A 12,283-nucleotide genomic window follows, 5' to 3' on the forward strand; every position below is an offset into this window, starting at 1 on the left:
TGTGCCAAAGATGCAACATATGACTGACTTTCATAGAGTATCGCAAGCGGTTAATGCTATAATTAATGTTAAATCATGAATCATAATTTGGACTTAAGATAGGGGGGATTCGATGTTTCGAACATTATTAGGTCGTGCTGGAACGGGCAAAAGCACACACATGTTAGCGGAAATTAAAGAAAAAATGAAAGCACAACCGATAGGACAGCCTATCATCATCATTACACCGATGCAGGGGACGTATTTGTATGAACAAGCGCTCGTTAATGATACAGAGTTGTTAGGCAGTGTGCGTACAGAAGTGTTGCACTTTGAACGGCTTGGACATCGCATTGTGCAAGAATTAGGTGGGGTGCATGAGAAACGTTTGTCGTCGATTGCGATTGAGATGATGATTTACGATATTTTACAAGAGACACAGCAAGAGTTGAAGTTGTATCGTTCACAAGTACGTTATATGGGGTTTAGTACAAAAGTGCGTGAACAAATTCAAGATTTTGAAAAATATGCCGTGACGCCTGAGATGGTATCAGAAATGGCTGTAGATGAGCATCTTGATCCGCGTACACGTCATAAGTTATATGATATTGCGCTGATTTATGAAAAACTGCAAGAACGTCTGTCCTCGGAATATTTTACCGGTGAAGCGTTGATGAATCGACTCGTCACGTTGATTCCACAGTCGCAATGGCTCAAACAAGCAGAAATATACATAGATGGTTTCCACAACTTTTCTACCCAAGAATATCAAATGATTGAAGCATTGGTAAAACATGTGAAGTCTGTGACAGTCGCACTCACAACAAACGGTGATTCAGATGCATTAAGTATGTTTCGAAAGCCATCTGAGTCATTGCGTCATTTTGAGGAGATGGCTCAGCGCATACAACAACCACTTGAACGGCTGTATTTTAATTCGCAGCAACGTTTTAAGTCTCAGTCATTACGCGTGTTAGAAGCGCAATTTGATGCATTGCAACCTGAAAGTCATCATACCGCAGACGACGGGGTTCGTATCATAGAAGCACCGACGACACGTGAAGAAGTGAATGAACTGGCACGTGCGATTTTAAGAGATGTGCGTGAAAAACAATACCGTTATCAAGATATTGCAATTTTGTATCGTGATCCAGCTTACGTTTATTTATTAGATGCGATATTGCCACAATATGATATTCCGTACAATATTGACGTCAAAAAATCAATGACGCATCATCCAATTATGGAAATGTTACGTGCCTTAATCGAAGTGTTACAAACCGATTGGCAGTTTGAACCGTTGATGCGTTTGTTGAAAACGAATGTCTTAACGCAAACATTTTCAGACAGTGCGTATTTAGTCCATTTATTGGAAAACTTTGCGATTGAGCGTGGTATTTATGGTAAACGTTGGGTCGATCCACAATATTTCGAACTGAATCAATTTCGTAAAATGGGCATCCGACCGAATGACCCGTTGACCGAAGAAGAGACGGCGACGTTTGAACGTGTCATTGATTTAAAAACGAATGTGTTTAATAAGCTGATGAATTTTGAAGAAAAGTTAGCACAAGGTTCAAATGCCAAAGCGTTTGCGACATATTTTTATGAAGCGATGGAAGATTTTGAATTGCCGAATCAATTAATGACGCAGCGTGACATGTTGGATCAGCAAGGTGAACATGAAGCGGCGGAAGAAATCGATCAAATTTGGAATGGGTTTATTCGTGTGTTGGACGATGTCGTGACTGTGTTTGGTGAACGTGAAATGACATTGACACGCTTTTTAGAAGTGTTGGATGTCGGTTTGAACGAACTCGAATTTTCAATGATTCCACAAACGTTAGATCAAGTGACGATTGGGACGATGGATTTAGCGAAAGTGGACAATAAAAAACACATTTATATGATTGGCATGAATGATGGTGTGATGCCGCAAGCGATTAACGGTTCGGGACTTATTTCTGATAATGAAAAGAAAGATTTTGAAACGTATGCGGGTGTGCAGTTGAGTCCAACTTCAGATATTTTACAAATGGATGAAGCTTTCGTCTGTTATTTTGCGATGACACGTGGGACAGATGCAGTGACATTTTCATACAGTCTGATGGATGCGAGTGGTGCTGAGCGTGAGAAAAGCCCATTTTTAAATGATGTGCTTCAAATGTTTCAAAATTTGGACATCACGCAATTAACACATGAGCAAGCGCGTGACACTTTGTTATTAATCGAGCACCCACATCAAACGAAAGTGCATCTATTCGAAGCGTTTAAAACGTGGTTAGATGAAGGATTAATTTCGGATACATGGTTTACGACATATGCAGTGATGGCACAATATCCACAACTCGATGAGGGTCTGGCACATTTGAAATCGGCACTCACGTACAACAATGACACGGTGCAACTCGATGCGGACTTGACGACACAGTTATACGGTGAAGCGATTCATGCGAGTGTGTCCCGTTTTGAAGGATATCAAAGCTGTCCATTTAAGCACTATACATCGCACGGCTTGAAACTGAATGAGCGGACGAAATATCAACTGCAAAACTTTGACTTAGGGACAATTTTCCATGACGTACTCAAATATATTGCTGACAAGGTAGAAGGGCGTTTTAACCAGTTAACAGAGCTTCAAATTGCACAATTGACGAATGAAGCATTGAAGACATTGTTACCCCATGTACAATTTAATTTGTTGAATTCAACGTCGTATTATCGCTATTTATCACAACGAATTGGCGCTATCGTGCAAGCGACATTGTATGCGATGAAGTACCAAACATCGCATTCTCAATTTAAGCCAATCGCCTTTGAAAAGTCTTTCCGTAAATCACCGAAAGACGCATCAGAACTGAAAGCAGAAACGTTGTATACGTCACAAGGGATGCCGATTTATATTCGTGGTCAAATTGATCGTATTGATACGTACCAAAAAAATAATAAAAGCTTCGTCAATATTATCGATTACAAATCATCATCAACAAGCGCGTCACTCGATTTGGTAAAAGTGTATTACGGGTTGCAAATGCAAATGATGACGTATATGGATATTGCGTTACAAAACAAGGAACGTTTAGGTTTAGTGGAAGAAGTGAAACCAGGCGGCTTTTTATACATGTACGTGCATCAGTTTAGAGATGAAAAGCGGGCGTGGAATGAGATCCAAGCGGCCAAATTAGATGAAGCCTTTTTGAAGTCTTATCAACTGCAAGGCTTACTCAACAATGATGTCGATGTGTTGGACGCTTATGATGAGCGATTGACGAGTGGCTTTAAATCAGACATTGTCCCACTCGGTATGAAAAAAGACGGTAGCTTGAATGCGACGAGTAAAGTGGCTGACGAAGCAACGATTTATAAATTAATTCAACATAATAAGCAAAACTTTGTAGATATTGCGAGTCGTATTATGGATGGCCACAATGAAGTCGCGCCGATACAATACCGCAATCAATTGCCATGCCAATATTGTCAGTATCAAGCCGTCTGTCACGTCGATAGTATGATTGATAGTCCGAAATATCGTCGTGTTGATGAAAAAATTAAGCCACTAGAAATATTGGCAGCAGAAGAAGAGGAGGATGACGTATGATTCCAACAAAACCTGATCACGTACAGTGGACCGATGCACAGTGGGAAAGCATCTATGCTAAAGGACAAGATGTGCTCGTGGCAGCAGCGGCTGGTTCTGGTAAGACCGCAGTACTGGTTGAACGAATCATTCAGCGTATTTTACGTGACGGAATCGATGTGGACCGCTTGCTTGTCGTAACATTTACGAACTTAAGTGCACGCGAAATGAAACATCGTGTTGAAGCACGTATTCAACAAGCAGCAATTGAAGATCCTTCTAATCAACATTTAAAAAATCAACGTACAAAAATACACCAAGCGCAAATTTCGACGTTGCATAGTTTTTGTTTGCGATTGATTCAGCAACATTATGACGTGTTGGACATTGATCCGAACTTTAGAACAGCGAGTGAAGTTGAGAATGTTTTGTTGCTTGAAGAAGTGATTGATGACGTATTTGAAGCGCATTACGATCGATTAGATCCGACCTTTGTGACGCTCACTGAACATATTTCTACAGACCGCGATGATGCTGCATTACGCCAGATGGTGAAGCATTTATATTATTTTAGTATTGCGAATCCTGACCCTATCAACTGGTTGCATTCACTCGATCAACCTTATTTGGAACGTCATCTACAACAGCACTATTTAGATATTTTAAACAAGTACATTCGTTTATATTTAGAAGCGGCACAAAATGCGATAGAAGAAGCGTATCATCAGTTTGAATTAGTTGGCGATTTTCCAAAACATGTTGAATTTATTGATGGACATAGACAATTTTTGAGACAACTGTTAAGTGAACGGCACATTGATAAATCCGCATTGGCTGAATATCAACTCGGGCGTATACCGACAAAACCGAAAGCTGTGAAAGAAGATCCGATGCTCGATGCGGCTTATGAGAACTTTAAAGCGTATTATGAGCAATTTAAAGATAATCTTAATGCAGTGAAATCGACTTTTGTTGGACGTGGTGATGAGACGTTGCTTGAGGAATTACAACATTTGGCACCGCGTGTGAATTATTTGGCGACCTTAACAGAAGACGTCATTCATGCATTTAGTCGTGCGAAACGAGCGCGTAATATTTTAGACTTCTCGGATTATGAACATTTTGCGTTACAAATTTTAAGAGATCAAAATGGTGAGCCGTCAGAAATTGCCGCATTGTATCGTGAACGTTTTGAAGAAATTTTAGTCGACGAATATCAAGATACCAACCGTGTGCAAGAGAGTATTATTGCGAGCATTAAACGTGGCGATGAATCCAATGGCAACTTATTTATGGTGGGGGACGTGAAACAGTCGATTTATAAATTTAGACAAGCAGATCCGAGTCTATTTATCGAAAAATACCAACGTTTTAATCAACCCGATCAGTCGAGTGGTTGGCGGATTGATTTATCACAAAACTTCCGTTCACGTAAAGAAGTGCTTTCAACGACGAACTATTTGTTTGATCATATGATGGATGCTGAAGTCGGTGAAATTGAGTATGATGCGGCCGCCAAACTTTATTACGGGGCGCCGTATGATGAAGTCGATATCCCTGTGCAATTCAATGTGCTTATGGTTGATAAAGACAGAGAGATGACCGCGAGTGAACAAGAAGCCTATTTTATCGCAAAACAAGTACAGACCATTCTTGAAACGAAAAAAGTATATGATGCGAAAACAGGCGCGTATCGTCAGGCGCAATATAAAGATATTGTGATTCTTGAGAGAAGTTATAGTAATGCGCGACTTATTCAACAAGCGTTTAAAGATCAAGACATTCCGCTATTTGTGAATAGTAAGCAAGGCTATTTTGAACAAACTGAAATTCGGTTAATGTTGTCATTTTTACGGACGATTGATAATCCGCTACAAGATATTTATTTAGTCGGCTTAATGCGTTCGGTGATTTATCAATTTACAGAAGATGAACTCGCTAAAATTCGTATTGTGTCGCCTCAAGACAACTATTTCTATCAATCGATTCAACATTACATTGAGGATGAAGCGGCGGACCCTGCGATTGTGGCAAAGTTAAAGCCATTTTTAAATGATTTAGCACGCTACCAAGAATACAGTCAGCATCATCCGGTATATCAACTCATCGACAAATTGTTTAATGATCACTACATTATTCAATATTTTAGTGCTTTAGTCGGTGGGCGTGGCCGTCGTGCAAATTTACATGGTTTGTTTAATAAAGCTGTTGATTTTGAAAATTCTAGCTTCCGCGGTTTATTCCAATTTATTCGTTTTATCGACCAAATGATTGAACGCGGTAAAGACTTTGGTGAAGAAAATGTCATTGGTCCAAATGATAACGTGGTGCGTATGATGACCATCCATAGCAGTAAAGGGCTAGAGTTTCCATTTGTTATTTATTCAGGCTTGACGCGTAGTTTTAATAAAAGTGATTTAGGAAAGCCAGTCGTGCTCAATCAACATGAAGGTCTCGGCTTACAATATTACGATGAGACGCAAGGGCTGTTTTATCCATCGCTCATATCTATGAGTATCGATTTGATCAATCAAAAAGAGATGATCTCTGAAGAAATGCGACTCATTTATGTTGCGTTAACACGAGCGAAAGAACAACTCATTTTAATCGGGACATCCAAAAAAGAAGAAGAACTCGATATGATGGCAGCTGCAACAATTGCTGATGAAAAATTAACCGCGATTGATCGATTTAATGCGAAACATCCATTTCAGTTGTTGTATAGTATTTTGAGTAAGCATCAAAATACGAGTATCCAACGTCACCAACGTTTTGAGGTCGATATTGAGTCGTTAGATGCAGCGGTAAAACCACGTTTAAAGTTACAACATATCGAAGCGGGGGATGTCCTCCCAACTGAGCAAGATTTGGCAACGTATCAAGGTCATGCCATTGAAACATTAGAGGCGCGACTTGCATCTACGCCATTAGACGATGAACTAGCGCAACGTGTCATGCAACAATTACTGTACGTGTATCCGTATGGGCAAGCCGTTCAACAAGCTTCGAAACAGTCTGTGTCCGAGCTGAAGCGCCAACTGGATACAGAACAAGCTGACACGAATTATGAGCGTGTCCGTCAATATCGTCTCGGTGTGGCTACTTATGAACGTCCGCAATTTTTACAAGAACAACAACACAGCGCAACAGAAGTAGGCACATTGATGCATACTGTCATGCAACATCTGCCATTTACTGAGGATGGATTATCGGATCAAGCATTAAATGATTATATCGAATCATTAGTCGAACGTTCCATCATTCATGAACGTGATGTCAATGTCATCGCGATGGAAGAAATTAAACGCTTTATCCAAAGTCCATTGTATGCACGTATTGCGCAAAGTAATGAAGTCTATACCGAAATTCCATTTGTCGTTAATCAACATGAAGTCGAACATACAGCAGATACGACAGATGCGTCGATTATTCAAGGGATGATTGACCTCGTCTTTAAAGAAAACGGTCATTATTACTTTGTTGATTATAAAACAGATGCGCTCATTCGTCGTAAAGGTATGTCAGATGAAGACTTAGAAAAACAATTAAAAGAAAAATATCGGATTCAAATGCAATATTATCAACGTGCTTTAGAAACCATTTTAAAATGTCCAGTCAACGGCTATTTGTACTTCTTTAAATATGGAGAGCTAGAGATTTAAAGGGTAGTACTTCAAAAATTTGTGATTTGTCTAAATTTTTCGTTATAATATGACTAAGATATACGTTAGGAGCTGATGATGAATGAAATTTCTATCATTCAAACATAAAGGTGAAACTTCATACGGAGTGAAGGTAAAAAGAGAAGAAGCAGCTTGGGATTTAAAGCAAGTCTTCGCAAATTTTGGTGAAGGTGATTTCCATCCGCGAACATTGCTCGAAGGATTACAACAAAACCAAACATTAGACTTTCAAGAACAAGTACGTAAAGCAGTTGTTGCTGCAGAAAATAGTGGCAACGGTGATGCGTATAAAGTGAAATTTGAAGATATCGAGTTTTTACCACCAGTAACACCTACAAATAACGTCATAGCATTTGGACGTAATTATAAAGCACATGCAGAAGAGTTAAAACATGAAGTGGATCGTTTATATGTATTTACGAAAGCAGCTTCGTCATTAACAGGTGATGAAAGTACAATTCCAAACCACCAAGATATTACGGACGCTTTAGATTATGAAGGTGAACTTGGTGTTGTGATTGGTAAATCAGGTGAAAAAATTCCAAAAGGCTTAGCGTTGGATTATGTTTATGGTTACACGATTATTAATGACATCACAGACCGTAATGCACAAAAAGCCCATGACCAAGCTTTCTTATCTAAAAGTTTAACGGGTGGGTGTCCAATGGGGCCTTACATCGTGACAAAAGATGAACTCCCAACACCTGAAAATGTAAATATTGTCACTAAAGTCAACAATGAAATTCGTCAAGACGGTAATACATCACAAATGATTTTAAAAATTGATGAGTTGATTGAAGAAATTTCAAAATATGTGGCGTTACACCCAGGAGATATTATTGCGACGGGTACACCAGCAGGCGTTGGAGCTGGCATGAATCCGCCGAAGTTTTTACAACCAGGTGATGAAGTGAAAGTTACGATTGATAATATTGGAACGTTAACTAACTTTATTGCGAAAGATTAATATGTAAAGAAGCATCAAGCGATTTTGCGCTTGGTGCTTTTTGCATTGATGTCGTAGTTAGTGTTTTTAAATTGCCGAACTCGCTCTCGCGTTACCCAAGGGATTGCCTCAACTCAATTTGGCTTGATTAAAGTGTACATTTATTAGAAGCCAAATTGGATTTTGGGAGCAGTACAGAAATCTCATGTGGAACAAAGATTTCATCGTACTGCCTCCGCAAGGCTGACTAGACTTCTCAAAAGCATGCGTATTGAGAAGTCAGACAACTACTGCGTTAAACAGTAGCCTCTATCAAAGTTAAAAGACGACATTTTGTTTTTTACTCTATCCCACGGGAGTCTCGAGCGGTTCTTGCAATTCAAGAGAATGCGTCAAAGTGAAAAGGCGTTGCGCAAATCGTATGATGTTTTGACATTCATTTGTTGCATAAAGGTGGAGCAAGGAAGCAGGGAGGTATACGGTGAATGAACTTTATTGATTACGATTTTGAGTTCTATTTCTAAGGCGCTAGGTAGGTGTACTCAAGTGGGCATAAAGCAAACGAAGCATCAATTGCAAACTATCATAAAAAAAATGCACCAATGTATGTTCTCAAATATGTCTTAAAAATAATGTCGCAATTTTGTTACGATAATCTTTATAAGTGTTTGGATTTTCAATAATTAGGTAATTGAAATGTATAGAAGGCTATATTATGTTATGATTGGAAAGATTCGCATTCTAAGGAGGGTACAAATATGATTTTAATCAACGTACACATTGTAAGTTGGATTATACTTTTAATTTTATTTTATGCGACATATGAAAACTATTCAAATAAACAAGGGCCGACGCCGTTATTTAAATCACTTCATATGGCAACACGTTTATTTATGCTTCTCGTTTTAATTACCGGTTTTTGGCTTGCAATCAAAGCATTTTCAGCTACGGGCGTGAGTCATATGTTAATGACTTTGAAAATGCTTGCAGGTATTGCAGTGGTCGGTTTAATTGAAGTGACTTTAGCGCGTAAGAAGAAAAAAGCATCAAGTCGTGGTGTATTTATTGCTACTTTCGTTGTAGCCATTGTGACGATTATTTTAGGTGCTATTTTACCATGGGGGCCTATTACAGGGTTATTCAAATAATCGAACACAAGTTGGAAATGTGAGTCATTCATAAAATGACAACTGTTCATATCAAACAACTCAAAAAGCGAAGGATGCTCAATCTGTGATCCTTCGCTTTTTCTATATTATAGATTACGTGCTTTGTATCCTAACATGTTAATTAAATCTTTCGGATGTGCAAAAGGTGGGGCATAAGCCACTTCAAATTCTGTTAATTCGTCAATGGTTGCTTGATGCATTAATGCCATAGACAGGACATCAATACGTTTGTCGACATCTTTTTGACCCACTGCAGTAGCTCTTAAAATGCGACGTGTTTTTTTATCAAAATACGCTCTTAAATGAACTTTGCTGTTATCAGGGTAATAACCGGCATGCGTATTAATGTTGACTTCGACCATTTGATAATCAAAGTTTTTCAATTCTTGTGGTGAAATACCTGTACTTGCAAGTGTGTAATCGAAAAATTTAACTATATTGGCACCGACGTAGCCTTTGAATTTCACTTCTGGGTTACCGCCAATTTGTTCAGCGACGACACTTGCGCCACGATGTGCACCCCAAGCAAGCGGGACGTGTGCAGGTAAATCAACATGACGATAAAAGTTTGTAACGATATCGCCAACTGCATATATATTTGGAATGTTTGTTTCAAATTTGTCATTGACTGGGATATAACCTTTTGTATCAAGTTGAATACCAGAGCTTTGAATAAACTCTGAATTTGGTCGTACACCGACACCAGCAATAATCATATCATAGTCTTCAACTGCACCTGACGTAAATGTCACCGTATGGCCATTAATCGACTGAATTTCCTCGTTTAAACGATATGGAATGTTGTACTGATTCAGCGCATCAAAAATGACACTGTTCATATCTTGGTCCATGAGTTTATTCACTGCTTCAGAACGATGGATGAGTGTCGGCTGGAGCCCGCGATGATGCATGTTTTCAACCATTTCTAGGCTGACGTAACCTGCACCGACAATGAGCACACTTTGTACATTGTTTTCACGAATATAAGTATCGATTTGATCAGTATCTTCCATATTGCGTAATGTGAAAAGATGTGGGACATCAAAGCTGAGGCGACTTGCGCGTGCACCCGGACTCAGCACTAAAATATCGTAATGATCGACAAAGGTTTCGCCAGTGAGGTGGTTTTTTACAGTCACTGTTTGATTGTTGTCATCAATGTGGAGGACTTCATGTTTCACTTTAACATCAATATCTTTTTTAGCTTTAAATTTTTCTGGCGTTGCTGATAAAATGTTATCTCTATTTTCTACGACATTTCCCAGGTAATAAGGTAAACCACAATTCGCAAAACTCATAAAACCATCTTTTTCATAAACTGTAATACGGCTTTCATTGTCTAAACGTCGAATTTGGCTGGCACTTGTTGCACCTCCAGCAACTGCACCAACGACGATAATATGTTTTGTCATTACAACCACTCCTTTTTCTCTACTGTTGTTTGAATTTTCTAATGTTGTCTTATTTCTCTTTAGGGATATTTAAATTAAAGAAACGATTTAAATAAACACCGATACCGTCGTCATTATTAGACAGTGTGGTTTCTTTAGCGACATGTTTGAGTTCATCTATCGCATTTCCCATCGCAATGCCGTATGACGCATATTTGATCATTTCTAAGTCATTATCTTCATCGCCGAATGCAATAATATGGTCATGGTCAATATTTAAACAATCTTTGACAATATCGATACCGACTGCTTTACTAATGCCTTTTTTGACGATTTCAATGACAGGGAATGGTGCGCCCCAACGTCGATGTTCGATATTTTCAGCATAGAAGCGTGTCAACACTTGTCTCACACGTGGAATCATGGCTTCTTCAGCTTCAATTAATAGCGACGTCGGATCTTCATTTAAGTTTTCGCGTAAATCACCTACTTTGATGAGTGGACTCCCCATACTAAACCCTTCAAAGAGTTGTGGGTCAGGTTGATCTAAAAAGACGCAATCTTTGACTTCAGCAATCATATTTTTAACTTTCATTTTTTTTAACGTTTCAATCATACTTGTCGCAAGTCCTTCATCTAAACGATGATGTTGAACTGGGAATGTATGATCAAAAGGGTGATGTACAAACGCACCGTTAAAATTAACGATAGGCGTTTTTAATCCGAGTTGTTCGTAATAACGCTGACTTGCGCGATAAGGTCGACCTGTTGCAATAATAATGGCGTGACCTTTTTGTTGTAGTGTTTTTAACACACGAAATGTATATTCTGGAATCTCTTTTTCATCATTTAAAAGTGTTCCATCTAAATCTAAACAAATTAAATGCTGTTTCATTCATTATCTCCTTAATGCAAAGTTTCAGTATATCCATATCATAGCATTTTATTGTCGAAAAGTGGTTATTTTGATATATTGTTACTAGTAATAACACAAAAGAGGTGATACGGATGGAAGAGGCACTGAAAGATAGTATTTTAGGCGCACTTGAAAATGTCATTGACCCTGAGTTGGGGATTGATATTGTCAATTTAGGGCTTGTATATAAAGTAGATTTAGATGATGACGGTTTGTGTACTGTTGAAATGACACTGACTTCAATCGGTTGTCCACTAGGGCCACAAATTGTTGATCAAGTTAAAACAGTATTAGCAGAACTTCCGGAAATTCAAGATACAGAAGTGAATATCGTTTGGAATCCACCATGGAATAAAGATATGATGTCACGTTACGCTAAAATTGCGTTAGGTATCAGCTAATATTCTGAAGAGTTAAAGAGGCTTTCTTAATTGTGAATGCAATTTTGAAAGTCTTTTTCACTTAATGCGCGTATGCATTTCGCAAAGTCGACTTTCGGTGGATTGTTGGTAAAAAGTAACAAGACAATGCGCTAAAAAATTTTGAATATATAATAAAGCGTTTACATTAATTTTAAAAATACGATTGCACGAATGAAAACAAAAGTATACAATATATAATC

7 protein-coding genes are annotated in these 12,283 nt (G+C 38.5%); 5 read left to right on the forward strand and 2 right to left on the reverse strand.

Going from position 1 to position 12,283, the window contains the following annotated elements:
• Positions 1–112: 112 nt before the first annotated feature.
• The 4 genes from addB to CD138_RS03425 all read left to right on the forward strand — a co-directional run bounded on the left by addB (position 113) and on the right by CD138_RS03425 (position 9,333).
• A complete protein-coding gene (gene addB, locus CD138_RS03410) occupies positions 113–3,577 on the forward strand; it encodes a helicase-exonuclease AddAB subunit AddB (protein WP_019168274.1) in 3,465 nt (1,154 codons plus the stop codon).
• Positions 3,574–7,218, forward strand: a complete 3,645-nt coding sequence (addA, locus tag CD138_RS03415; protein ID WP_019168273.1) for a helicase-exonuclease AddAB subunit AddA — start codon at positions 3,574–3,576, stop codon at positions 7,216–7,218. The genes addB and addA overlap by 4 nt, the downstream gene beginning before the upstream one ends.
• Before the next feature lie 82 nt (positions 7,219–7,300).
• Positions 7,301–8,206, forward strand: a complete 906-nt coding sequence (locus CD138_RS03420; RefSeq protein ID WP_019168272.1) for a fumarylacetoacetate hydrolase family protein — start codon at positions 7,301–7,303, stop codon at positions 8,204–8,206.
• A gap of 737 nt (positions 8,207–8,943) precedes the next feature.
• Positions 8,944–9,333: a YisL family protein gene (locus CD138_RS03425; protein WP_019167303.1), complete on the forward strand. Its 390-nt coding sequence runs from the start codon at positions 8,944–8,946 to the stop codon at positions 9,331–9,333.
• 107 nt (positions 9,334–9,440) lie between these two features.
• Here the strand turns inward: CD138_RS03425 and CD138_RS03430 are convergent, their stop codons facing one another.
• Positions 9,441–10,766, reverse strand: a complete 1,326-nt coding sequence (locus tag CD138_RS03430) for a CoA-disulfide reductase (protein ID WP_019167302.1) — start codon at positions 10,764–10,766, stop codon at positions 9,441–9,443.
• 49 nt (positions 10,767–10,815) lie between these two features.
• A complete protein-coding gene (locus CD138_RS03435; protein ID WP_019167301.1) occupies positions 10,816–11,640 on the reverse strand; it encodes a Cof-type HAD-IIB family hydrolase in 825 nt (274 codons plus the stop codon).
• Positions 11,641–11,753: 113 nt separating this feature from the next.
• Here CD138_RS03435 and CD138_RS03440 point away from each other — a divergent pair, with 113 nt between their 5' ends.
• Positions 11,754–12,062 carry a metal-sulfur cluster assembly factor gene (locus tag CD138_RS03440; protein WP_014614389.1) on the forward strand — a complete coding sequence of 103 codons (309 nt, stop codon included), beginning with the start codon at positions 11,754–11,756 and terminating at the stop codon, positions 12,060–12,062.
• Positions 12,063–12,283 lie beyond the last annotated feature (221 nt).

Origin of the sequence: Staphylococcus intermedius NCTC 11048 (assembly GCF_002902385.1) — a bacterium.
Lineage (GTDB): Bacteria > Bacillota > Bacilli > Staphylococcales > Staphylococcaceae > Staphylococcus > Staphylococcus intermedius.